22 protein-coding genes are annotated in these 24,298 nt (G+C 45.6%); 9 read left to right on the plus strand and 13 right to left on the minus strand.

The features are described 5' to 3' along the window. Positions 1 to 21: 21 nt before the first annotated feature. The 5 genes from pdxH to AZI87_RS00550 all read right to left on the minus strand — a co-directional run bounded on the left by pdxH (position 22) and on the right by AZI87_RS00550 (position 3,821). Positions 22 to 609, minus strand: coding sequence for a pyridoxamine 5'-phosphate oxidase (gene pdxH / locus AZI87_RS00530; protein WP_063204507.1), 588 nt, complete (start codon positions 607 to 609; stop codon positions 22 to 24). Beyond that, the gene (locus AZI87_RS00535; RefSeq protein WP_041873119.1) at positions 609 to 1,304 is read right to left on the minus strand and encodes an FKBP-type peptidyl-prolyl cis-trans isomerase; all 696 of its coding nucleotides are present in this window, start codon (positions 1,302 to 1,304) and stop codon (positions 609 to 611) included. Before AZI87_RS00535 ends, pdxH begins: the two co-directional genes overlap by 1 nt. Before the next feature lie 102 nt (positions 1,305 to 1,406). Continuing rightward, on the minus strand, positions 1,407 to 2,552 hold the full coding sequence (gene mnmH, locus AZI87_RS00540; RefSeq protein WP_063204508.1) for a tRNA 2-selenouridine(34) synthase MnmH: 1,146 nt from the start codon (positions 2,550 to 2,552) through the stop codon (positions 1,407 to 1,409). After that, positions 2,545 to 3,594, minus strand: a complete 1,050-nt coding sequence (gene selD, locus AZI87_RS00545) for a selenide, water dikinase SelD (RefSeq protein WP_063204509.1) — start codon at positions 3,592 to 3,594, stop codon at positions 2,545 to 2,547. The genes mnmH and selD overlap by 8 nt, the downstream gene beginning before the upstream one ends. Then, positions 3,591 to 3,821 carry a twin-arginine translocase TatA/TatE family subunit gene (locus AZI87_RS00550; protein ID WP_063204510.1) on the minus strand — a complete coding sequence of 77 codons (231 nt, stop codon included), beginning with the start codon at positions 3,819 to 3,821 and terminating at the stop codon, positions 3,591 to 3,593. The genes selD and AZI87_RS00550 overlap by 4 nt, the downstream gene beginning before the upstream one ends. Positions 3,822 to 3,910: 89 nt before the next feature. Here AZI87_RS00550 and AZI87_RS00555 point away from each other — a divergent pair, with 89 nt between their 5' ends. The 5 genes from AZI87_RS00555 (at position 3,911) to AZI87_RS00575 (ending at position 8,891) form a co-directional block, all read left to right on the plus strand. After that, positions 3,911 to 4,321 (plus strand): hypothetical protein, encoded by a 411-nt coding sequence (locus AZI87_RS00555; RefSeq protein WP_063204511.1) that lies wholly within the window; start codon positions 3,911 to 3,913, stop codon positions 4,319 to 4,321. A gap of 55 nt (positions 4,322 to 4,376) precedes the next feature. After that, positions 4,377 to 6,494, plus strand: a complete 2,118-nt coding sequence (locus AZI87_RS00560) for an LTA synthase family protein (RefSeq protein WP_063204512.1) — start codon at positions 4,377 to 4,379, stop codon at positions 6,492 to 6,494. Next, the gene (locus tag AZI87_RS00565; RefSeq protein WP_063204513.1) at positions 6,475 to 7,161 is read left to right on the plus strand and encodes a response regulator transcription factor; all 687 of its coding nucleotides are present in this window, start codon (positions 6,475 to 6,477) and stop codon (positions 7,159 to 7,161) included. The genes AZI87_RS00560 and AZI87_RS00565 overlap by 20 nt, the downstream gene beginning before the upstream one ends. Then, positions 7,139 to 8,596: a sensor histidine kinase gene (locus AZI87_RS00570; RefSeq protein ID WP_063204514.1), complete on the plus strand. Its 1,458-nt coding sequence runs from the start codon at positions 7,139 to 7,141 to the stop codon at positions 8,594 to 8,596. The genes AZI87_RS00565 and AZI87_RS00570 overlap by 23 nt, the downstream gene beginning before the upstream one ends. Before the next feature lie 85 nt (positions 8,597 to 8,681). Further along, positions 8,682 to 8,891 carry a hypothetical protein gene (locus AZI87_RS00575; protein WP_063204515.1) on the plus strand — a complete coding sequence of 70 codons (210 nt, stop codon included), beginning with the start codon at positions 8,682 to 8,684 and terminating at the stop codon, positions 8,889 to 8,891. 65 nt (positions 8,892 to 8,956) lie between these two features. On the opposite strand, the gene AZI87_RS00580 is transcribed toward AZI87_RS00575, so the two are convergent. The 7 genes from AZI87_RS00580 to AZI87_RS00610 form a co-directional block, all read right to left on the minus strand. Continuing rightward, entirely contained in the window at positions 8,957 to 9,505 is a 549-nt protein-coding gene (locus AZI87_RS00580; protein WP_063204516.1) for an NADPH-dependent FMN reductase, read from the minus strand. Between the two features lie 100 nt (positions 9,506 to 9,605). After that, the gene (locus AZI87_RS00585) at positions 9,606 to 13,301 is read right to left on the minus strand and encodes an ABC transporter transmembrane domain-containing protein (RefSeq protein ID WP_063204517.1); all 3,696 of its coding nucleotides are present in this window, start codon (positions 13,299 to 13,301) and stop codon (positions 9,606 to 9,608) included. A 234-nt stretch (positions 13,302 to 13,535) separates the two neighbouring features. Next, positions 13,536 to 15,350 carry a PAS domain-containing hybrid sensor histidine kinase/response regulator gene (locus AZI87_RS00590; protein ID WP_063204518.1) on the minus strand — a complete coding sequence of 605 codons (1,815 nt, stop codon included), beginning with the start codon at positions 15,348 to 15,350 and terminating at the stop codon, positions 13,536 to 13,538. Between the two features lie 49 nt (positions 15,351 to 15,399). Beyond that, entirely contained in the window at positions 15,400 to 16,689 is a 1,290-nt protein-coding gene (locus AZI87_RS00595; protein WP_063204519.1) for a putative Na+/H+ antiporter, read from the minus strand. A 77-nt stretch (positions 16,690 to 16,766) separates the two neighbouring features. Further along, positions 16,767 to 17,063 carry a hypothetical protein gene (locus tag AZI87_RS00600; protein ID WP_063204520.1) on the minus strand — a complete coding sequence of 99 codons (297 nt, stop codon included), beginning with the start codon at positions 17,061 to 17,063 and terminating at the stop codon, positions 16,767 to 16,769. Further along, the gene (locus AZI87_RS00605; RefSeq protein WP_063204521.1) at positions 17,063 to 17,758 is read right to left on the minus strand and encodes a hypothetical protein; all 696 of its coding nucleotides are present in this window, start codon (positions 17,756 to 17,758) and stop codon (positions 17,063 to 17,065) included. The genes AZI87_RS00600 and AZI87_RS00605 overlap by 1 nt, the downstream gene beginning before the upstream one ends. A 109-nt stretch (positions 17,759 to 17,867) precedes the next feature. After that, positions 17,868 to 18,674, minus strand: a complete 807-nt coding sequence (locus AZI87_RS00610; RefSeq protein ID WP_063204522.1) for an HNH endonuclease family protein — start codon at positions 18,672 to 18,674, stop codon at positions 17,868 to 17,870. Between the two features lie 113 nt (positions 18,675 to 18,787). On the opposite strand from AZI87_RS00610, the gene AZI87_RS00615 reads away from it, so the two are divergent. Both AZI87_RS00615 and AZI87_RS00620 read left to right on the plus strand, forming a co-directional pair. Next, positions 18,788 to 19,804: a hypothetical protein gene (locus AZI87_RS00615; RefSeq protein ID WP_063204523.1), complete on the plus strand. Its 1,017-nt coding sequence runs from the start codon at positions 18,788 to 18,790 to the stop codon at positions 19,802 to 19,804. Between the two features lie 14 nt (positions 19,805 to 19,818). After that, positions 19,819 to 20,520: a Crp/Fnr family transcriptional regulator gene (locus tag AZI87_RS00620; RefSeq protein ID WP_063204524.1), complete on the plus strand. Its 702-nt coding sequence runs from the start codon at positions 19,819 to 19,821 to the stop codon at positions 20,518 to 20,520. Between the two features lie 14 nt (positions 20,521 to 20,534). Here the strand turns inward: AZI87_RS00620 and AZI87_RS00625 are convergent, their stop codons facing one another. Beyond that, positions 20,535 to 21,602 (minus strand): branched-chain amino acid aminotransferase, encoded by a 1,068-nt coding sequence (locus AZI87_RS00625; protein ID WP_063204525.1) that lies wholly within the window; start codon positions 21,600 to 21,602, stop codon positions 20,535 to 20,537. Between the two features lie 199 nt (positions 21,603 to 21,801). On the opposite strand from AZI87_RS00625, the gene AZI87_RS00630 reads away from it, so the two are divergent. Both AZI87_RS00630 and ccoS read left to right on the plus strand, forming a co-directional pair. Continuing rightward, entirely contained in the window at positions 21,802 to 24,075 is a 2,274-nt protein-coding gene (locus tag AZI87_RS00630; RefSeq protein WP_081112084.1) for a heavy metal translocating P-type ATPase, read from the plus strand. Beyond that, positions 24,072 to 24,227 carry a cbb3-type cytochrome oxidase assembly protein CcoS gene (gene ccoS, locus AZI87_RS00635; protein WP_063204526.1) on the plus strand — a complete coding sequence of 52 codons (156 nt, stop codon included), beginning with the start codon at positions 24,072 to 24,074 and terminating at the stop codon, positions 24,225 to 24,227. Before AZI87_RS00630 ends, ccoS begins: the two co-directional genes overlap by 4 nt. The last annotated feature ends 71 nt before the right edge of the window (positions 24,228 to 24,298 follow it).

The following is a 24,298-nucleotide window of genomic DNA, read 5'->3' on the forward strand; positions in this document are numbered from 1 at the left end:
GAAATTAGCGGAGCGGAAGGCTCAAGGACTGCGCTGAAACGTCTTCCAACCAGCATCGGTCTTTTGATAGATAAAACGCTCGTGAAGGCGTCCACTAAGGCCAAACCAGAATTCAATTTCCGTGGGGATGACTCTCCAACCGCCCCAGTGGGGGGGACGTGGAACGACTTGACCGTCGAATTGCTTTTCGTATTCAGCCACACGACGAGCGAGCCAATCACGATCTGGAATGACTTCACTTTGATGCGAAGCCCATGCACCGATCTGACTTAAGCGCGCACGGGTTGCGAAGTAAGCATCGCTTTCTTCAGCAGAGATCTTTTCAGCTTTACCTGTGATACGAATTTGATGCCACAAAACGGGCCAATGAAAATTCAGGCAAACGGAAGGGTTTGCCTCAATATCTTTTCCTTTACGGCTCAGGTAGTTGCCGTAAAAAACAAAGCCCCCCTTCGACACCTCTTTAAGATAGACGATGCGAACGGAGGGCACACCCTTTTCATCCACTGTGGCGACAGACATAGCATTGGCCTCGGGGACTTGCTTTGCGATCGCCTCTTTAAGGAGGCGATCAAAATGCTGAAAAGGATCTATCGATAAATCGATCATTACTTTTTCTTTTTAGTATCTTGTTTAACGATGTCGATCAACTCAACGTCGAAAACTAGAACTGAATTTGGTGGGATGCCTGGACGACCAGAAGGACCGTAAGCCAATTCAGGTGGGATGAAAAGTTTAGCTTTGCCGCCGACTTTCATCAATTGAAGAGCCTCTGTCCAACCTGGGATTACACCGCCAACTGGGAATTCAGCGGGTTGACCACGATCGTAAGAAGAATCGAATTGCTCACCGTTTGTCAAAGTCCCTTTGTAGTGAACTTTTACTACGTCTTCTTTTTTAGGAGAAGCGCCCGTGCCTTCTTTTTCAGTGATGTATTGAAGACCAGAAGCTGTTGTTTTCACGCCCGCTGCTGATTTGTTTTTTTCCAAGAAATCTTTACCTGCTTTTGCGTTACCTTCAGCAGCTTCTTGTTGTTTCTTCATCGCCATTTCTTGAAGTTTCATCATAGCGGCTTGCATGTCTTCTTTAGACATTTCGTTTTTACCCGCAGATGCATCTTTCAAAGCTTGCGCCAAAGCGTCAGCATCGAAATCGATGTTTTGTTGTTTCAAGTTACCACCGATTTGTTGACCGATAGCATAGCTCGCTTTTTTCATATCAGTGTCGAGCTTAACTTTCTTTTGGCAAGCAGTTGTAAATGCCATAGCAGCTACAACGAGACCGCCAAGTACTAACTTATTCATGTTGTCTCCTCATAAGGGTTGTTAAATTTGGCAACGGTTTATCTTGCGACGAAATCTTGCCGTTTCAAACAGATAACGCACCCAGAAAAAGGCAAATATCCACTACTGCGGAAGGCTTTTTAGGAAGGCAACGACCTCGTGACGAGGCCCTTTGAAGAGCACGCGGACTTGTCGCCGCTCCAAGGAAGACAGATAGAGGGGATCATAGTAATAGCTCAAAAGCTTTTCGATCCATATTTTGTTCGACTGGATATCACCGTGAGCCAGAAACTGAGACTCGGCCGTTTGCAGATCGGCCAAGATCTCCTGACTTCTTAAACCGCCCAGCTTTCTGCGAATTGACAGCACGGCCTCGCGGTATTTTGCAAAAAGTTTAAGCGCTTGTCCTCGAAGGATCTCTTCTTCTTCAGCGCAGCGAAACTGGGGTGACGAGCCTTCGCCAATATCAGTGTTGAGCACATAATCAGTAAAAATGTTCTCTACCCGGGTTTCAAAAGCTTCGTCCAACCATAGAACTTCGGAACTTCGCAGGCGTTCAAAGAAAGGCTTCGGCTGACAAATGCGACCGATAAGCCGACTTTCATCTTCCACCAAAGGGCGAATGCTTAAAGGGGTTTTGTCCTCAATCTTTAAACAATCTAAGGCCAAAGCGATTTCAAAATCGATCTGCGTGGGCTGATGAATAGGCAAAGATCCAAAAGCCGAACCACGATGTCGCGCCAAAAGTTCTAGATCCATCGTGGGATAAAACCCACTCACCTCTTTTAAGAGATCCGTCTTGCCACTTCCCGTGGGTCCCGAGACAACTAAGAGTTCGCGCTGATTGCAGAACTTATCCAACTCGTCAGAAAAAAACTGCCGTGCTTTCTTATAACCGCCGGCAATGATCGGAACTGAAATACCCGCTTCGGCAAGCCAGGCTTGAGTGATTTGTGAACGCTTCCCACCGCGAAAACAATAGACAACGCTTCCCGGATGAGTTTGTACGAAGTCTTTCCAGCGTTGAACACGGTCCGCCTTCACGTCTCCAGAAACGATTTGGTATCCGAGTGCGACGGCGGCCTCTTGCCCTTCACGCTTGTAAGTCGTGCCAATAAGGGCGCGCTCTTCATCATTTAAGATAGGAATATTGACGGCATGGGGCAGATGACCTTGAGCAAACTCCACCGGGGCTCGCACATCAATCAAGGGCGCTCCCGATAAAAATAAGTTTTTATACTGCTCGATAGGAATTCGTTCGTTACTCAAAAATCACCGCTTTATCTTGGCGAGGCAAAACCTCTCCAATGATTTCAGCAGATTTGAACTTAGCTCGCAAGGCCTGGACAGTGTCGCGACTGGTTTCGCGAGATACACTTAAAAGAAGGCCACCACTGGTTTGGGGATCGTGGATTAAAAGCCTGTGGAGATCATCGAGTTTTGTCGTATCAATCGAAGCTTCGGTGTATTGGGCATTAGAACGATGGGCTTTGGTTAAAAAACCTTTTTCTAAGAAGGATAAAGCCTTGGTAAATTTCGGAACCTTATCCAAAGAAATTCTTAAACTCACTTGGCTCGCATTAGCCATTTGCATGGAGTGACCCGAAAGTCCAAAGCCCGTGATGTCTGTCGCCGCATGCACGTAAGGTTTTGTCAGCGGAGTCAAATAGTCGACAGCATTGTTAATGGTCGCCATGCTATGCAAAGCTTCCATGATGTCTTCTTCGGAAGATTCACGACGTTTTAAAGACGCCGTCAATGTCCCGGTACCAAGAGGTTTTGTCAGGATCAAATGATCACCGACTTGCACTTTGGCGTTTGTCCACACTTCATTCGGATGAACAAATCCCGTGACCGAAAGACCGAATTTTAAAGTGTCATCATCAATGGAATGACCGCCGACAAAGTTGGCGCTGGCCTCCGCGATTTTGTCGCTCGCCCCTTGCATAACATCGACAATCACAGACTCAGGAAGAGTGGCTAAAGGAAAAGCCAGGATACCCATGGCTGTTTTAGGAAGCCCGCCCATGGCGTAGACATCGCTAAGAGCGTTGGCCGCCGCGATTTCACCGAACAGTTTGGGAGTGTCTACGATGGGAGTGAAAAAATCCAAAGTCTGAACCAGGGCTATCTCGTCCGTGACTTTGTAAATCGCCGCATCGTCAAAAAGTCCGCCATCGACCATCAAAGCCGGATGCGCGGCAGGAAACTTCACGTTACTTAAAATACGACGAAGCTCAGAGGCGGCCACTTTCGCGGCACAACCTCCCTTTTGCACAGTTTGCGTCAGTGCGATTTTTTCAGAACTCATGATTGCTTATGAGTGTCTTTTTGCTCTTGAGTTTGATTCAGAGGCTTTTCTTTGTTTTGAGAAATTTGCGGGTTGGCTTCGCGCTCATTAGGGTCTTCGTTTAAAGCTTTTTTGAAGCCGCGGATAGATTCACCCAAAGAACGTCCCAAACCGGGAAGTTTGCTGGGCCCGAACAAAAGAAGTGCGATACCACCGATCAATAAAATCTCAGTCCAACCTAAATTCATAAGGTCTCCTCGTTACAAGGCCCAACCCTACTATAAGGCCTATTGCATGGCAACAAAAGGCCGTGCATTATATTGGGATAGGAGGCAACATGCTAAGTCTCATCCTGACACTCTTACTCGTGAGTGATGCACAGGCTCAAAGCAGTGCGAATTCCACGAAATACTTCGAAGCCGAAGAAGAACCTGAAAAATCCGATGAATCTAGGAGTTTTACCGCCAAGGTCAAAGTTGTTCGCGAAGAAAGTGATGGCGTGGACGTCTTCTTTGAGGGCGAAAAAGCCAAGGGAGCTTACTTCCTTTCGCGCTCCGTGGAGCACTACGGCAAAATGATCAAAGACCTCGAAAAAAGTAAGAAGCCAAAGGGCCCGGCAGTAGCCGTCACGGCCGATAAAGATAAAAACATCAAAAAAGTGGAACTGAAAAAGGTGGAAGCCACTTCGGACTTCAAAATCCCTGACGATCCCAATCAAAAATGGGACTTCGGTAAACCACCAGAATAAGCTTCTGAATCATGTTGCGTAAGCGCCTGGGAAGTGCGATTTTCATGTCCTCAACATGGAAAAATCTCGGGCGCAATGGCTAAAACAATCCTGGCTCTATCTTAAACGCATTCTGATTTTGAATGCCGTCTTTCTTTTTATTGGTTTTCTTTGGCGTGTAGGATTTTTCTTCGTTTATGGCAACATGAACGAGGTTTCGCAGGTAAAAGGCGATGTTGTACGTGCATTCATTTTAGGCGCTCGCTTTGACAGTACGATTTTATTCTACGTCAACGCGATTCCCCTCTTGATACTTTTTCTGGCAAGCTTTCTGGCGTTCACGAAGTTTCTTGAAAAACCACTGCGCCATCTTTTTTCACACTTTACGAAGTTTTTAATTCCGTACTACACCGTCATGCTCTTTATCGTGACCTTCGTTTCGGCGGTCGACTTTGGTTTTTACAGCTTCTATCAAGATCGCATCAATGTTTTGATCTTTGGTTTTATCACCGATGACACTATCGCCTTGATCAAAACGATTTGGCGCAATTATCCGATGGTGTGGATTGCTTTGGGCTTTTTCTTTTTCACTTACTCGTTGTGGAAGGGACTGAAGATCAACTTCACCCAAGGGCGTGAGTGGATTCCTTTAAAGGTCGAGCGCGTTTCTTATCCCGTTTTCGTTCTGTTCTTTTTTATCGTCTTCCTTTTAAACGGCGTGGGTGCCCGCGGTTCCTTAGGGTTATTCCCATTAAGTGAGATGGACACCGGAATTTCCAAATCTATTTTTGTAAACCACTTAAGTTTTAACGGCACTCGCGCTTTCACTCGCGCGATAGAACTTAAAGCCCAGCAAACCTCTAAGTGGGATAGCAATTTACGCCACTACGGGTACGGCGAAAACTATCGCCAGGCTTTCGCGGATTTTTACTCCTTAACGCCGGAACAAGTCCCTGAAGATCCTTTGGAGTTGATGAAGCGTCGAACACCTAAAAGTGAATGGGCGGAAAAAACAAAGCCGCATGTCTTGCTTTTGACGATGGAATCCATGGGGGCATATTGGTTTAAATACGACCAGCCTGATTTTGATCTTTTAGGTCAATTCAAACCGCACATGCAAGAAGACACTTATCTAACGAACTTTCTTTCAAGCACCAATGCAACCATTGGAAGCTTGAGTTGTTTGATGATTGGTTCTGCACAACGCCCGATCAGCGAATTTTTATCTGAAAGCGATTACTTGCAAGTTCCCTTCCGCACTAGCCCCGCCCGCGTCTTTAAGGACTCAGGCTACAAGGCGCGCTTCTTGTATGGCGGAAATCCCGGCTGGCGAGAGGTCAATAAGTTTGCGGTCGCTCAAGGCTTTGACACCGTCGAAGGTGAATTTGAAATGAGCGAAATTTTGGGAGGACTTAAAGACCGTCACGACTGGGGCGTTTACGATGAAGACGTTTTTGAATACGTTTTTAAAACTTTAAGTGAAGCCAAAGAACCGCAGTTTTTATTGACGATGACTACGACGAATCATCCGCCCTATCAACTGCCTCGCGCTTATAAAGTTCCTGAATTAAAAGCACCGGCAGAGCTGACATCTCGTTTGATCGGCGACACGTCTTTGGCAGAGAAACGTTTTAAAACATATCGCTATTCTTCAGATAAATTGGGCGAGTTTTTAACTCGACTTAAAAACTCGCCTTTAAAAGATAAAGTGATCGTGGCGATTACGGGCGACCATACGTTCTGGATAGTGAATTTTTCTGAGCAGGAACTTCTGCAGAAAGGCTCAGTGCCGTTTTATCTTTACGTACCGGCAGCCATCCGTAAAAAATTAGACCCTGAAGCTTTTGGATCCCAAGCCGACATTGCCCCGACACTTTATAACTTAGCTCTTTCTGACAAAGAATATTACTCTTTGGGGCGTGACCTTTTTGAAAAAGAAGGCGACTTTGCCGTGAATGCTTCAAACCTTATCGTCAATCGCACCGGCGGAGTTTTGGCGGCGGGCCACGCGGCCGAGGATCATGCTTTTGATTGGCAAGGTCACTACGAAAAATTAGTTCCCGGAGAAATGACCGAATCTAAAAAAGCCCTTTCTTTAAAATACAAATCCTTGATGGGCATTTTGGATTTCTATTTTATGAAAGAGAAAAAAGATCAGAAAGGACCGATGCAAAATGCGGATTCTCGTCGTTGAAGATCAAGTCAAAATGGCGAACTTTCTAAAAAAAGGGCTCGCTGAAGTGGGTTATGCGGTCGATCTTGCGGAAAGCGGTTCCGCAGCTGAGTCTTACATGGCTCAAGGTGATTATGACTTGGTGATCTTAGATGTGATGCTTCCTGATCAAAGCGGTATCGATACCGCTCGCCATATTCGTCGCGATGGTTACGAAGGACCAATTCTGATGCTCACTGCTCTTTCAACGACGAAAGACAAAGTAAATGGTTTGGATGCCGGCGCTGACGATTATTTGACGAAGCCGTACTCTTTTGACGAACTTCACGCCCGTGTGCGTGCGCTTCTTCGTCGTAAGGGAAGTGCGACGAATGGAAGTCATTCCAACACTTTGAAATATGCGGACTTAGAGTTGGACTTGATTCAAAGAAAAGCCCGTCGCTCGGGCCAGGAGATTTCTTTAACCACGAAAGAGTTCGCTCTTTTAGAATACTTTATGCGCAACCCGGAACGTCCTTTAGGACGTGTTTCAATTGCGGAGCACGTGTGGGACATCCACTTTGATTCAGAGAGCAACGTGATTGACGTTTACATCAATCTATTGCGTAAAAAAATCGACGCTCCCTTTGCGAAGCGCTTGATTCACACAGTGGTCGGCACGGGTTATGTTCTTAAAGAAAATCTATAAATTTCTTTCTAGCTTCAGTATCCGTCTTCGCCTGTCGTTGATCTTCGTTCTGATTTTTGGAGCGACCACGATCTTTTTTAACATGTTCCTTTTCAAAATGATGATCGACACCCTTCAACAGGATTTCGACGATGCCCTCTTCAACTATTCGGTCGACGTTTCTGAGGGAATTGAAATCGGCGTAAAAGGAGATCTCAGCTTTCCGCCCCTGCGTTTAGACCATGGTAAAATTCTTCCCTTCCCGCTAGGAACCGCGTTGATTCAAGTGCGCCACAGTTCTGGCGCCGTCTTGGCGCGCGTAGGGAACTTTGGTGAATTCAATCCGCCTTATAAAAAAGATTTTCAACGCATCTGGGCCGGTGATGAAGCCACCTACCGCACTATTGAACACATTCGAAATATCCCCTCTGCCGAAGCGGACTCTTACCGACTGATTTCTTTTCCTTTAGATAATGCGGCCAAACCTCAGTTACTTTTACAGATCGCCGTGCCCATGACTTTGATGGAAACACAGATTTCGCAGCGTCTGACTTTGTTGCAGGTCGGGATTCCGTTTGTCCTTTTGATTGCAACCCTGGGCGGAATGTTTCTATCGGCCAGAGCCTTGAACCCTGTGAACAACATGATCAATACGGCCAAAGAAATTAAAGCCAGCGAGCTTTCTCAGCGCGTGCCGATTCCTAATGCCAATGACGAAATTCGTAAACTGGCTTTGACGTTAAATGAAATGCTGGATCGTATTCAGCAGGCTTTTTTAAGTCAGGAGCGCTTCGTCGCCGATGCTTCTCACCAGCTTTTAACTCCGCTGACAATCATGCGCGGAGAGCTAGAGCTTTTGCAGAAATCAGAAAAGCGCGATGTCGATCAATTTATTAAAAGTGCTTTGCAAGAGGTCGACAATCTTTCAGGTATCGTGCAAGAAATGCTGCTACTTGCGCGTGTCGATGCCGGCACCGGCGCACTCAACTTTCAAGACTTGGCCTTTGATGAAGTCATCTTTGAAGTGCTGCCTCGTTGTGAGAAGCTGGCTAACTCAAAAAATATCAAGCTCAAACTCAATATCAACAATGAGACAACGGACGATCGCAAAATGGTTCGCGGAGATAATGATCTTCTGCAAAATCTTGTGATCAATATCATCGAAAACGCCATCAAGTATTCGCCGAACAACGAAGTCGTGACGATGAATCTCAATTGGAAACAAGACATCACTCAGTTCGTCGTCGAAGACAACGGCCCAGGTATTCCCGAAGAACAATTGCCGTTTATCTTTGAACGCTTCTCGCGCGGAGCGAACATGGAGACCCGTGTTAAAGGCTTTGGTCTGGGTTTAGCCATCGCGCAAAAAATAGCGATTCTTCATAACGCAAAGTTAAGTGCGCAAAATCATTCAGAACACGGTGCGCGCTTCACTTTTGAAATTAAAAACATTTAATTCCGTTTTAATCAGGGCTTTAACCCTCTTTGCTAGCATAACTCCTGTTCGATTGAAGCTAACTAAAGAACCAATGGAGGTTACTATGAAAATCGCTTCTGTTTTGATGACTGTTGTATTTGCTGGTGTTGTTGCTCAAGCTAACGAACCTGCTAAAACTGAAACTACAACTGCTGCTGCTCCAGCTGCTGCAACTGCACCTGCTGCAGAAACTAAAGCTCCAGCTAAGAAAAAACACGCTAAAAAAGTTGAAGCTAAAGCTGAAACTAAAGAAGCTGCTCCTGCTGGTCACTAATTCCTTTACGGAATTAGCGAGCGCATAGCTTTCTAAGTTAAAAGGGAACCTCGCGGTTCCCTTTTTTATTTCTTAAGCTCTTCACACTCTTTCGCAAAACTTTTCCAGAATCCTTGAATCAGCTCTTTGCTCTTCGGATCCGTCAGCGTGCCCTTTTCGTCAAAGGCCTTAGAAGCATTAAAATAAAATTCAGGCTGACCCATTGTCGGCATATTTAAATACGCCAGCACCTGACGCAAATGATGTTGAGCGCCGAATGTTCCAATATTTCCAATGGAGGCCCCCATCACCGCCGCGGGCTTTTTATCCCACAGGTTTTGTCCATAAGGGCGGGAACCCCAATCGATGGCGTTTTTTAAAACTCCCGGAAAACTGCGATTGTACTCAGGCGTGATAAAGAGTGCAGCGTCGGCCTCTTTGATTTTATTTTTAAACTGTTTTGCGACTTCAGGTGGATCATTTTCTAGATCCTGACTAAAAAACGGCAGCGTGGCGATATCAAAAGTGTCTATCTGAATATCTTCGGGAGCCATGTCCTTGACGGCTTTAAAGAGTTTCTTATTCAATGAATCTTTGCTGATTCCGCCGACCAATGTAAGTACTTTTGTTGCCATAAAGGCCTCCTTCACAACACTTCATCAGAATCCATTCTGAAGTGCCTGCCAAGGTCTCCGACAAAAAACAAAGGCGGACTTACTGTCCGCCTTTTCTATCTTACACAAGACTTTCTTCGATCTCTTCTTTGGAAAATTCCGAAGGGCGCCGCACCGATTTAACTTCACCTGCAGAGATCTCAACGATCTGGTCACAATCTGCAATCGTACCCAAACGATGCGCGATGATGAGCATCGTTACTCCCGCGAAGGATTGACGGATGACTTTTTGAAGTGTCGCATCAGTTTGTACATCCACACTGGCAGTGGCCTCATCCATCACAATGACACGCGCTTTTGTTAATAAGGCGCGTGCTAGACAAAGAAGCTGGCGCTGACCTTGGCTTAAGTTCAAGCCCCCTTCACTGACAGCCGAATGAACTCCTTGCGGCAATTCTTTGACATATTCCCACATCGACGCATGTTTTAAAGCCGTCACTACTTCTTCATCGGAATATTCGTTATAACGATCCAAGTTATTACGAATGGTCCCTAAGAACAAAGTCGGATCCTGGGGAATGATCGCTAAGTTGCGACGCAATTTTTCTAATGGCACCGCTGCGATTTCCACTCCATCAATTTTGATTCGACCTTCTTCCGCTTCGATAAAGCGAAAAAGAGATTGAAAGAAGGTGCTCTTTCCCGAACCCGTGCGCCCGATAATACCTACTCGCGTACCGGCCTCGACATGGAAGGTGATGCCTTTAAGAACTTGCGGCAAGTGAGGAGCATAACGCACTTTCAAATTCTCAACAGAGATCTCCCCTTTTTCTGGCCAAGAAAGACGAAGCGACTCTTCGCCTTTCAGCAAAACATCTTTTTCCGCAGGAAGGTTTGAGAAAAACTTCAGACGTTCAATCGAAGTCATGCGTGACTCAATATCCGCAAAGATACGAACACCCCAGTTCAAAAAGCCCCAGAAGGATAATGAATAAAGCGTCACGAGACCCGCAGTTCCTGCTTCCATCACTCCATAGTACGCGGACAAGGTCACCCCCACGGCCGTTGACATCGAAATCAGTCCACCGATCAAAGGGATGCGTGACGAAAACCAACGATTGATCATGTAGTGTGAATAAAACATTCTTTGGCTGTGTGCGAGCTTGTCATAAAAGTTTCGCATAAACCACGGTGCCTTGTTAAAGCCACGAATAACCGTCAACCCTTGCAAGGTTTCTTTAAAGTGAGCATAACGTGGGGACCTAGCTACACTGTCAAAGCGTTTCACCTCTCGAGCGGGTCTGCGATAATCACGCTGCAACACATAGTAGAGCGCCATCACCGGTCCGATAACAAAAATCATCAGTGGCATCAATCCCAAGATCAACACGATGGACACAATCACCTGTAAAGCACAATGAACAGCGGAATCAAAACTCCACTGCAAGTAAACGTCCACCGATTCAATATCACGGGAAAACCTTTGGATGATTCGGCCCACGGGTGTGGAGTCAAAAAAGCGTACTGGAGAATTTAAAACACTGTGAAGCATTTTATCGTGCATATTTTTACCGGCACGAATCCCGCGCTCCAGCCAGATTAAGTGATTCAGTAAAGATCCCACTAAAACGGCAAGGCCGATCACACCATAGATACCCACGGCTGATAAAGCGGCCCACTCGCCTTGATGGCTGGAATAATAAGACAGCCAAGCTTTTTGCAACAGCGGCAAAAGCGTGACGCCGATCGCGCCTAATAAAAGAACACTTAAAATAAGGGGCTTCGTGTACTTTCCGTCGCCGCCCAAAGAGCTAATGTAATCCCAGTACACGGAGCCCTTAACGGCGCCGACTTCACGCTCTTCATCTTCGGTCACGCGGTTTTTCTTTTCGTCGGTTTCATCTGTCGCGGTGACAGCTTCAACTGAAGTTTCAGCAGGCACCGTCGTCGAACTATGATCCCCTTGAGTTTTACCATGTTCTTTATAAAATTCGGCAAAGGGCTGACAGACTTTTAGAAGCTCTTCAAAACTTCCTAAACCGCGCGCTACGCCGTTTTCAATATAAAGAACTTGGTCAAATTTTGGTAAGTGTTCCAGACGATGAGTGGCGACAACGCGAGTGACATCTTTCCATGCACCAAATAACAAACGCTCACAAAGAAGATTCTCGGTTTCAGCATCAACTGCGGATAACGGGTCATCCAATAATACGATCTGAGGTTTTCTTAAGTAAGCGCGTGCTAAAGCGACACGCTGTTTTTGGCCACCGGATAAGTTCACACCTTTTTCACCGATTTCGGTGCGAAGGCCTCCGGACCACTCCTTTAAATCACGGCTTAAACAACTATTGTGTAAAGCTCGACGCAACTCTTCCTTGGAAACATCTTCACCAAAAGAAAGATTTTCTAACAAAGTCGTATTGATGATGTAAGCCTCTTGCGGCACGAAGGACATGCGCGGACGCTCATTTTCTAAGACTTTAGAAAATTCAATCTTTCCCTTCGTGGGTGCCACCTCGCCAAGAAGTGCTGAAAGCAAACTGCTTTTGCCTGCGCCCACCGGACCTACGATAGCTACTGAACTTCCTGCGGGAACCACCAGGTCGATATTTTTTAATACTTCTTCTTGTGCTCCGGGATAAGTCAGCGACAGTCCATGGATTTCAAGTCCCATCGGCTGGCCCACTAAAGCGTTTTCTTTCGTCGTGATCTCGACTTCTTCTTGTTTTAAGAAATTAAGAATACGCCCCGCCCCGACAACGGCTGTGGTGTAGCGGGAGATCAAACGCGAAAGATCACCGAACGGTCCTTCTAAAAGACCGAATAAAGAAATACAGGTAAAGATTATAGCCGCATCTAAAATCTGTCCCCGCCACGCGTGAACAGCTAAAGCGACAAAAAGAACCAATGTCGAGACACCCAAATACCCCAATGAAGAAATCACTTCGGCGCGTGCCAAGCGGCGGCGACTTAGCAGTTCCTTTTCTCGCACTTCAGTCACTTCTTTAGAGACGCTTTTTTCCCAAGCGAAGTATTTTACAACGCGAATGGCGTTCAGAGCTTGCGTCATCAAAGTCACGCGATGATCGCGATGCTTCATCATTTCTTCATCCAAATGCGTGAATTTCTTCGCTACGTAATTCGTCAACGGAGCCAACGTGAAAAGCACGGCCAAGGCCGCAAGCGCCGACCATCCAATGTAATAAAAGAGCATCGCCACCACGCCGATGATCAGAAACAGTGACGAAACCAAATCTCCCAGGATCTGCGGGAAATCAGAAACAGAATCACTGTCCGAGCTCATATGGTTGACAATATCACCCACCTGGCTTTTTTGGCGCGCACTTTGACTGAGTTTCAAGCTGTGACTAAAGATCTTCTGGTTCAAAATGTTCGTCGTCACTTGATAACACTGAAGCGTATTATAAAAATAATGCTGCAAAAACAGTCCCGACAAAAAACCACAAAGACCTAAAAGAAGTCCATAAAGCAGGGCTTCAGGCAAAGTTTCTTGGGTCACACCTTTAGAAATCAAGCCAACAAAACGATTTACAAAAACTGGCGACAAAAGCGCTAAAACCGAGCTCGCCAGATACCAAGAGTATCCCGGCAGCAAAAATTTCTTAAGAGTGCGAATCAACGAAAACAAAAATGCTTTCGGCGTCGTCCACTGCAAGGGCTCTAAGGAAACAGGCAAAGTTTCCGGATGTAAATGCGCAGGCAAAGGCAGTAAGTCGCCTTCTTCAATGTTTTTCGTTTTCGCCAATTTCACCAAAGAACTAACTTGGTAAAACAGCATACGTCTAAGGAAGTTCATGCAAATCCGTATCTGCTCATCAATGAGCAAAATAAAATATTAAAATGTCAGAGAATCAGATCTTTACGTTGGGTTGACGTCGGGATCTTTATTTTTGAATAAGGGAAAGACACATCATTGAAATGATTTTAGATAGAATCATAGTGACCTCCCCTTAAGTTTTGCGTGAGATAAAACTAGGTTAAACAAACGACCGCACTTTGTCTAGCCCCTAAAAAATATATTTTTATTGAGTCATGGATTTAAAGGAATGGTGAAAATAAAGCGAGAACCCTGCCCTGGCGTGCTTTCTACGGTGATCTGACCACCCATTTTTTCCACCAGCTCTTTGCTAATACTCAATCCTAGCCCCGTGCCTCCGAAGCGGCGAGTTATCGACGAATCGCCTTGGTAGAACCTCGTGAATAGAGTGGCTAATTTATCTTCAGAAATACCTATTCCTGTATCCTGAACTGTGAATTCAAGAACGGGTTGGGCTTGTCGACGCAGGGATATATTTAATAGAACACTTCCCGAGTCCGTGAATTTAAGACCATTTCCGACCAGGTTGATAAGAACTTGCTGCAAACGTTTTGCATCTCCAGTCACCGTATCAGGTACATCGTGATCAATATCCACACGCAGTTCCAACTTTTTTTCCTGAGCCTTGATTAACAACAACTCAATACTTTTTCGCACGGTTTCGCGTAATGGAAACGGCACCTTTTCAAGCACCATTTGACCGGATTCGATTTTCGAGAAATCCAAAATGTCATTGATAATACCTAAAAGACTTTCAGAAGCACGACTCAAAATAGTGACATAGCTTCTTTGATCTTCATCAAGCGGACTTTCTAAAAGCACTTCTGCCATGCCCATTATTGAATTCATGGGTGTACGAATCTCATGACTCATATTCGCCAGAAATTCAGATTTGGCCTTGGTCCCGAGTTCGGCTTCTTCTTTCGCTTTCAGAAGTTCTTTCTGATAACGATGCAGTTCCGTGATATCCGTGGATACACCCGCCAAAGCAAGCACAGAGCCTTGAGCATCCATCAAAGGAAACTTTTCAGAGATGTATTGCTTTTCACTGCCGTCGGGTAAAAGAATGGCGTCTTCGATTTTTTCAGCTTTTCGGGTCCGGATCATCTGATGATCATTGCGTACGTGACGAAGGGCATCCCTTTCCGCAAATAGATCAAAGTCCGTCTTTCCTAAGATTTCATCTTTGCTTTTACCCATTAAAATTTCAAACTGACGGCTGGCTAAAATGTAGCGTCCTTCTAAGTCCTTCACGTAAATGATTGACGGTGAGGAATCGAAAAGACCATTTAAAAGCTCTTGCTGATAGCGCAGAATATTTTCGGTTTCTTTTACTTTGGTAATATCCTGAACGATTCCAAAAGCTGTGATGATGACGTCGTTTTCTTTTAAGGCGGCTCCCATAATTCGCGCCGGAAACAGACGGCCTTTACTAGTCGCCAGTACAGTTTCGACGTCGTACTCTTCACCGCGCTCTTTCAGATTTTTATATTTTTCTTCGATCAAGGCTCGTGCGTCAGGGGGCAAAATGCTCATGGCATCTTCCACTTCAGAGATATCCTTGGGATCGATTTCAAAGAGATCACACAGCTCTTGAGAAAAATGGACTTTCTCTTCCGCTAAGTCGACACTCCAACTGCCCAACTTCGCCACTTTATTGGCGCGCTTATAAATCTCGTCGTAGATTTTTTGCTGAGTGATGTCTTTGACGACAGCATAGATCAGCCGATTTTTCAGATCTATTTTATAATTCCAACAAAGATATTTGTAAGATCCGTTTTTACAACGATACCGATTTCGCACATCACGCACCACTTGGCCATCGTGAGGAACTCCGATCTGTTCCAAAGTGGATATGTAATCATCGGGGTGAATCAGATTTTTGAAAGAGAGCTGGATAATTTCGTCGTTGCTCCATCCCAGCTCTTTAGCCCAAACAGAATTCAGTTTTACAGGAACCCAATCCATTCCCACGACAGCAACCATGTCATTGGAAATTTCAAAAAATACGGAGTCCTCAAAATCCATCAAGAAATTTTAATGAGGACTTCAGCAAAAAGCATCGTTTATTATTTTTTTACAGGACCCACAAACAGAATATCGCAATGGCCGTAGGAACTATGGCCGCAATTAAAAGATTTAATGGCTTAATTCCGCCAGGAAATTTATGACTTAGAATAGAATATCCGGCCGCATTCGGAGCGTTGGCAATTATTGTTAGACCTCCGCCCGCAATGGCACCCGCCACCAGAGCGTATTTGCTGGAGTCGCTCAGCCCTTCGACTTGTGAACCCAAGTAAGTCAAAGCCGCATTGTCCGTGATTGCGGTCAAACCCACGGCTCCTTTGAACAACACTAAATCACTCATGCCTCCCAAAAGCGGAGCTAACCACCACTTTTGAAAAGCTCCGAATTGAATGATTCCGCCAAGGAAAAGAGAAACCAAAAGACTTTCTTTCAGTCGAAGAGCATCCTGATAACGTTGTGTGACACTCGCTACTCCTAAGAATAAAAGGAAGATGCCCAGAAACGCATTTTGATAGTGTCCCGTGATAACAATCCCTGCCAGGAACAGAAGATGCACCAATGTGACGCCGGCGGGAATAGGAGCTTGTGCTCCTGAAAGACGGGTTTCAACTTCGCGCAACGTGATACAGTTTTGTGCGAATTCTTTTCTAAAAATCGTCACCAGCAAAATACCATTGATAGCGACAGCAATCGCACTTTTCCAACCGAAGTGAGTCAACACGAATGCGAAGTCCCAATTCCATTTACTCGCAACCATTAAAATGGGTGGAGCCGCAAATGGGGTCAACGCTCCACCAATAGAAACGTTCACAAAAAGAACTGCGATCAAAGCATAGATTAGTTTGCTGGATTCTTTTTGCAACATGGAGTTAAGCATGAAAGCTGTCACTGTCATAGCTGCGGGCTCGGTGATAAAACTGCCACTGAGTGATCCAACAACTAAGACGATAAAAAGATCTGTATGAACTGCTGGAGTTCTAAATACTCTTTGCACAACGGTGCTTAAAAACAAGATTCCATGTCGAGCCGCTGCCAAGATGGGTCTTGTCGAACAGACCACCATAATCGCAAAAATAAAGAACGGCTCTACAAAATTCAGAGAAGTCTGATACTTGATCGCCTCTCCCCACCCTTCGAGAGAAATGTAGACAGCCATGAAGAGACTCGCCCAAATAGCAAAAACGGCTTCGATTTCACCTAAAAGATGCAAAATACTATTCCAAGCGGAATGCTTGGGAAAGTGGTGAGACCACTGAAGTATTTTCCCCACCATGAAAGTGTGAATGACGGCTAAAGCAAAGAATATCGTTCCAAGAAGTTCAATCGTTGTGTACTGCATGAGTACAATGCTAAACAAGAATGTCCCAGGCTCCAAACAGAACCGGTTTTAAACCTGTCGATTTTGCATTGAGCCACTTATTTTTTGACGCAGGCACCGCTCTGACAGACGTGATCGCCAGCACAGTTGATTTCTTTTTCAAGAGGTTGACCGTTTTGACACGAAAACTCTAAGACTTTTTGAGCGTCTAAGCAGCGGTCATGTTCTTTGATCATCTGCGTATAACAGGAATCACCTAAGCAATTTTCATCACCCAAAGAATAAATCACTTTTCCCGCCGTCGAGGGCTGAACACCGCCATCTGAATCCTTACAAACACCCGCTTGCACCGCACCTGCCAAACAAAAAAGAGAAACAAGAATTACGTATTTCATTACTGCACCTCACAGCGGTAGTTTTTCGTCAACGAGGCCTGTGTCGTCCAGTCGCGCTCTTTCTTCGGTGGTCCGCACATTACGATCAATTCTAAATCCACTTGTTTTGATTCTTGGCTCTTCAAACGAATTGTTGAAGAGTACGAGCATGGGGACTGGCAGTATTTTTGTTCCATGTATTCTCCCAAGCTGTTATCGCTCATCAATGTCTCTTGCGCAAAAGTCGTCGCCTCTGCGGTGTTTGCGAAAGCTTTTTTAATACCCTTCCCACTTGGAGCGACACCAAATTTTTTTCCTTCAGCCGCCGACAGTTGAATCGCGGTGTACTGTTGCGGGCAGGACTCGTGGGGAACTACCTCCGTCGGCTTCGTAGAAACCTCCACGACGGGAGCACTGACGCGAGAACACCCCCCGGGGCATCCTCCCGACTGCTTCAAGAACTCTTTTTGTAAACCTTCGAGCTGTGAAAACAAGCCCTTCATTTTAGAACTTGCCGACATGATTCCATAGCTGATCGCAGGTAAAGCCTGCTTTTCTGCTTTCACTTTTACGTCGCAATGAGATTTGTTATTTTTGTTGAGCGCATCGCAAAGCTCTTTTAAGTCTTGCGTTGACGAGGTTTTCGTTGAACACGCCTGTTGGGCTTGAGCCACAGACCCCAATAAAAATACCAAAGATAAGAGAATGTGTTTCATGGATGCTTTATCGGCAGAAGAAGCTGCTTTTTAAAGCGATTTTTCCTTGAAAAGCGCGGGTCTCCTCATTGTTTCCACATTGTCAGATTTGAGGGCGAAAGTCTGGCCTCTATTGGCACAGAGTCATATTATTTGCGATAAAGCGGCGCTGAGCAGCCAGATCTGTCTCGGAATAACTTAGCTCCGCAGCCGTGCAATGATGGGCTTGCGCTAACTCCTCCACCGCTTCTTTTTCAGAGACAGAAAGTCCCAGCGACCAAATCAGTTTAACTTTCAACCATTGAGCCAGGTATTGGCACTGATAACTGCGATTCGGAGGCATGTACCCTTCCGGAGTTTTATCGCTCTTTGACGAATTTTCCGGCCCATACACAGGCAGCAAATGAAATTCATTCCCCATATAATTCGCATAAAGACAGCGTCGTTGCCAATTCCACTTATAGGCCCCGCTGATATACGCATTCTTCAATGGAACAAAGTGATCAATTTGAATATCCGATGCCCGCGTGTAATCACGATTGCTGTACGGATCCGCCCAATGCCCCTCAGTCACGGTGCAACCATTGGAAGCGAAAGAAACTTCCACGGCAGAGTCGCGAATTAAAACTTTTGCGCGCGTGTTATAGCAAGTGCCGTCATTATGATCGCGCAACCAACTGCCAAAATGTTTCGCGCGGTTGTAGCGCTCGTTGTAGTCGGCATATTTGTCTTTGAAAAAGGAAAATCTAAGAAGAGATAAAGCAGAATTCGTGAGTGAATTGGTTTCGGAGTTGTTTTCTAGAAATTCTTCGGCGACATCGAGAGGAGTCATTAAGGCTTTTTTCGGCGGAGACTTTGCGGACTCTTGAACCATAAAATACTGAGCCCGGGCATTCCCACCGGCCAGCAACAACATCATCAAAAACAATGTCTTCATGGAGTCTCCAATCCCTAGAGATTCGCTGTCTTTTTTATTAGAAAAGCCCTTGCCACGCTTGGCAACGAGTAATTTGTTAGACTTCCGTTAAGGCTGGGCTTACAAAAGTCATTATGTTACGTACCGGTCGCTTTCGCCATCGTCTTCTTGACGACACATTTCTAAAAACTCAAGGCCCGGTGGCCTATGAGTGCTTGCAGCCATTTCTTTCTTTGTGGAGGCAAAAACGCCTGAGCGATGTAGAAATCGCCTCGATTTATATTTTTATTTTTGCGTTCTTGCGCCGACCCAAGGATTTCCTGGGAGGTGTTCACAATGAATTCCCGATTCCGTCGTCGAACGACACCGCTTTGCGGAGCGAAACTTTTTTAGGCATTCTTCGCGAATCACTTCCGGCAGAACTTAAACAGGCGAAGTCCTTGCGACGCTTTGAAAGCACCCGCCCTTTTGTGGATTTCTTCTGTTCTTTGAGCTGGCGGTCCATCCCGCTCGCCGTACCTAAGTCTATCCTTCGCTGGAAAGAGCAGATCTACCCGCTGGACCTTTTAATCACGTTGCCCACCCCGGAAGATGTTTTAAACATGCAGGCGCAAGGGCGACGTTGCATCAGCATGCTGGTTGAAAAAGATCAGATCTTGAATTTTGTCGAGGAAGGCCGAGATGTTTTGGGCTTCATCGTGCACGACCTTATTCATGCTGATCACTTTTTTGCGGATCCAGAGAAAGCTCAAGCTCAGATTGAATTTTGCAAACGTTTGCGTATTGTTGTGACCTTTCCAGATATCCAACAAATGTTAGAAGAAGACGATTCTTTCCGACGAGAATTTCATTATCTAATGTCAGATATGAACTCCGTGCCTTTGCACTTGTTGAAAACCCTCAAGGCTATTTTGCTAGGCTTTTATAAGCGTCGGCTTCAGCTTGAGATGAAAGCCGAGCTTCCCGCTGCTGCAGAAGCCAAATTTACTCATTTTTTCCAAGGCGTGCTTTCCCCTTGGAAACTCTCTGCGGAGCAACTGATTGCGGCGCAACGACTTAATACGGCTCAGTACAAAGGTCGCGAAGATGGAGTACTGCTGCACCAAGCTTTATCGACAAACTTTCATGACGAAACAGCAAATCTTTGTTAGTATACTTAACTAAGATGTCGCTAAAAAAAGATTGTCCTCCGCAACCCACAACCGAAACCTGCAGAAACTGCGAAAATAAAGCAGATTCTTTGATGTGTGCATCTCCGGATGTACAGCAGATGGTTGAAAAAGCTCGTGTCACCTGCCGCTTCAAAGCGGGGCAAGTGATTTTCTATTCAGGAAACGACTCGTTGGGAATTTTCACCATCCAACATGGCTTAGTGAAGCTGGAGGTCACCTCTCCTACAGGCGCGGCGCACACGCTTCGCTTGGTGGGGCCGGGTGGAACCTTAGGGTATAGATCTTTATTTGCGGGCGAGCCTTATCACGCTTCGGCCGTTGCAGTTGAAGACTGTGAACTCTGCTTTATCCCTAAAGCCGATGTGATGAATATTTTTAAGTCTTATCCCGACTTAGCGATGAAACTTCTTTCGCATATTTCTAAAGATTTGCGTATGGCTGAAGAAAAGTGGATGGGACAAATGGATAAAGATGCTTCCGAGCGTATCGCTGAAGCGCTTTTGTTCCTGCAAGAACATTTCTCACACCAAAATTGGACAAGAAGAGAAATCGCCCAATGGGCTGGTACGACTCCCGAGACAGTGATTCGTACGTTAGCTTCTTTCGAAAAAGAAGGTTTGATTGATCAATCCGCGGGTCGCGGAATTCGTATCCTTTCCCGCGATAAGTTGCGTGAAAAAGCGGAGCTGAACTAGTTCCGCTTCCCTATTTAAATTTTATAAAGCCAGTTGAACGTGTCTTTAACCGTGCCGTTTTGAATGCCTGTCAGTTCTTCGTACAGACTGGCTGCCACAGGTCCCATTTCGCCGTTGTTCACTGTGATCTTCCAATCCTTGGCGGCAAGTTCGCCCACAGGACTGATCACGGCCGCCGTGCCCGTTCCGAAAATTTCTTTTAACTTTCCGTTAGCGGCTCCCTCACGCACTTCCTGAAGTTTCACGCGACGCTCAACAACGGGTTTGTTTTTAGATTTTAAAAGCGTGATGATGGAATTTCTTGTACCACCACCTAAGATGGTTCCTTCCAAAGAAGGAGTGACGATTTCGTTTTCAAATACAAAGAAGACATTCATCGTTCCTACTTCTTCAATATACTGACGATTCACATCCAACCACAAAACTTGTGAATAGGAATTTTTCTTTGCCTGCAAAGCCGCCTTTAAACTTCCAGCGTAGTTTGCCGCCGCCTTCGTCGCTCCTAAGCCTCCCGGAGCAGCACGAAGATATTCTTCTTCCACCCAGATCTTTACCGCTTTCGTACCCTCGCCATAATAAGAAGCCACAGGAGAAAGGATCGTGAAAAACAAATACTCTTCTGCCGGACGAACCCCTAGGAAAGACTCACTACCGATCAATGTCGGACGAATGTAGAGAGAACAGCCTTTTTCTGAAGGAATCCAATCACGATCGACCTTGATAAGTTCTTTGATACCTTCGATGAAGATTTCTTTAGGCGGAGCAATCATGCAAAGACGTTCTGCTCCTTCGGCCATGCGGGCCCAGTTGAACTCCGGTCGGAACAGAACACAGCTTCCATCTTGATGAGAAAAGGCCTTCATCCCTTCAAACAGTGCCTGACCATAGTGCAAAACACTCGCACCCGGATCGAGCGGAATTGGCTCATACGGCGTGATTCGTAAATTGTGCCAGCCTTTTTGCGTGGAGTAAGAAGCTAGGAACATGTGATCAGTAAAGTAACGACCAAAGCCCAAGGAGTCAGCGGAAGGACGTGTTTTTGGGTTCTTCGTCTTTTGGATAGAGATGGAATTTGCTGTCATGCCCCCAATAAATCATGAGCGCGTTTATGGCGCAACCAATTGATGCACTTTTGTCCACCTAGCTCCCAAATTGAAACAATTGTCATGATTTAATCACAATTCACTACAGTTCCATTTCTCTAATTTTTGTCGTTTATGATGGGAATCATGTTTTTATACTGTGATTTTCCGCAAAGTAAGGCCAGAGGAGATGACTGAAATGTCTCTGGCAACCCTGATTCAATGCAAATACTGCGCGACACCCACTGAAGTGGGGCCTTATTGCTGTCGAGCGTGCGAGGTCTTAGACACGCAAGTCGGTGCATTTCCATTAGTAAAAAATTCATCCAATCCTTACTCTTACCTTGATCAAAAAGACTTTAAAGACATCTATCGCCATGATGAGCAGAGCGAATTTGATTATCTGTTTTATGCAGAAGGTTTGCATTGCTCTTCATGTGTTCACTTGCTTGAAAAACTTCCAGAGTTCTATCCCGACGTCGTCAATGCTCGCGTGAACTTTGCTCAATCCACCGTGGCCGTAAAACTGAAAGACCAAGGCTCTTTAGCTCAAGTCGCTTATGTTATTAAGGAGCTTGGCTATTCGCCTTCTCTTCTTTCAGCTCAAGATCATGTGGCCGAAAAATTCAAAGCTGAAAATCGGGCTTTCTTAAAACGCATTGCAGTTGCGGGTTTCTGTGCCGGCAACACAATGCTTTTTGTCATCCCGGTCTATGCGGGACTGGCGGGACGCTGGGCGCAGGTTTTCAACTGGCTGAGTTTTCTGTTGTTTCTTCCCATCTTATTTTACAGCGCCATCCCCTTTTATCGCGGTGCCTGGAACACCTTAAAGTACAAAGTTATTAACGTGGACCTTCCCATTGTCATCGCGATGTTATCGGGTTTTATCTTGTCGACTTACAGTCTGATCCGGGGCGAAGGCCACATCTATTACGACAGCACGGCGAGCTTTCTTTTCTTTATTCTATCGGCTCGTTATCTGTTAAAACGCGTTCAACAAAATCATCTTTCGTCTTCGCACTTAAAAACGTTCTTTAAGAACGAACGCTATATCTGTGTGGATAATGAACAGGAACGAAGCGTTCCTTGGGACCATATTCAGAAAGGGCAGATTCTTTTAATTCAAAAAGGACAGAACATTCCCGCCGATTGTGAGCTGCTTTCAGACCAAGCAACGGTCGATATGTCTCTTCTTAACGGAGAATCCCTGCCAAAGGTCTTCTCTCAGCACATGACTTTGCTTGCGGGAACTCGTCCTTTAGAGCATGAAATTCGTGTCAAAGTTTCGGACTCTTTCGCCAATAGCAAACTGGGTAAACTCTTCGCCCAACTTGAACATGGATCCTCGGTCAAAAGCCCCTTTGTAGCTCTGACAGATCGATTGGCGCAAAAGTTAATCATTTCGGTCTTTGGAATCGCGATTTTATTCTTCGCTCTTTATTACTCGATAAACCCGACAGAAGCTTTTAACCGGGCCTTAGCATTGATCGTGCTTGCATGTCCTTGTGCTTTAGCCTTTGGCTCCCCTCTTGCCTTTGGCTTGGCTTTAAAAAAGGGACAACGCCAGGGGCTTCTTATTAAAGATGCGAAGAGCTTAGAAAAAATTCTAACTGTTAAAAATATCTTCTTCGATAAAACTGGCACATTGACTGAGGGACAATTGCGTCTTTCCTACAGTGAGCCTAGCGTGATTGATTCCGGTCTCAAAAAAATCATTCTAAGCCTCGAGGCGGCTTCTTACCATCCAGTCGCGTTCGCCCTTCGAGAAGCTTGGTCCGAGACAAAAATTTTATGCTCTGGCGTGCAGGCCGAAGAAATCTTAGGTCGCGGTGTGCGCGGTTATGTCGATGGTGATTTTTATGAAGTTCGTCACTTGGCTGAAAGTATGCACGAATCTGAAATAGGCATCGAGGTCACTAAAAATGGGCACAGCATATCGCGCCTTTATTTCAGTGATACTTTAAGAGAGGACGCAAAATCATCCGTCGCTCAATTGAAAAGAGAAGGCAAAGAGTGCTTCTTAGTTTCGGGCGACCGTAAAAATCGCACTCTGAAAGTCGCCGAAATTTGCGGTATCGCGAAAGAGAACGCTTATGGTGAGCTTTTCCCCGAAGATAAAAAACAAATTCTCGATAAGTACTCTGACACTTGCATGATTGGTGATGGCGCCAATGATTCGTTATGCCTTAAAGAAGCCGACGTCGGTATCGCGGTGAAAGGCAGTGTCGATCTAAGCTTGCACAGCGCCGATATTTATTTAACTCGCGGCGGGCTGACTCCGGTTTTAGACCTTTTCAATCTGGCTCAGCAAACTCGTCGAGTTTTGGTGCGCAATTTGAGCATCTCTATCGTCTATAATATCGCCGGTGGGGTTTTAGCTCTTTGTGGTTTTATTAATCCTATGATGGCTGCGATCTTGATGCCGGTCAGCTCGGCAGCACTTATTTTATCTTCGCTCTGGGGGTTCCGATGAACATCATCACGATCATGATTCCCATGGCTCTTTTATTAGGAATTGGTTTCGTCGTCGCTTTTATTTGGGCTACGTCCAAAGGACAGTTTGACGATTTAGAAACTCCGGCGCACCGAATTTTGAATGATGACAACGAAAGGAAACAGTTGTGAAAACGAACAGTAGTATTGTCGAAAAAATTTACTACGATGACGACATAGTAAAGAAGTTCGTCCTTGCCACG

The organism is Bdellovibrio bacteriovorus (genome assembly GCF_001592745.1).
In the GTDB taxonomy this organism is placed as follows: domain Bacteria; phylum Bdellovibrionota; class Bdellovibrionia; order Bdellovibrionales; family Bdellovibrionaceae; genus Bdellovibrio; species Bdellovibrio bacteriovorus_B.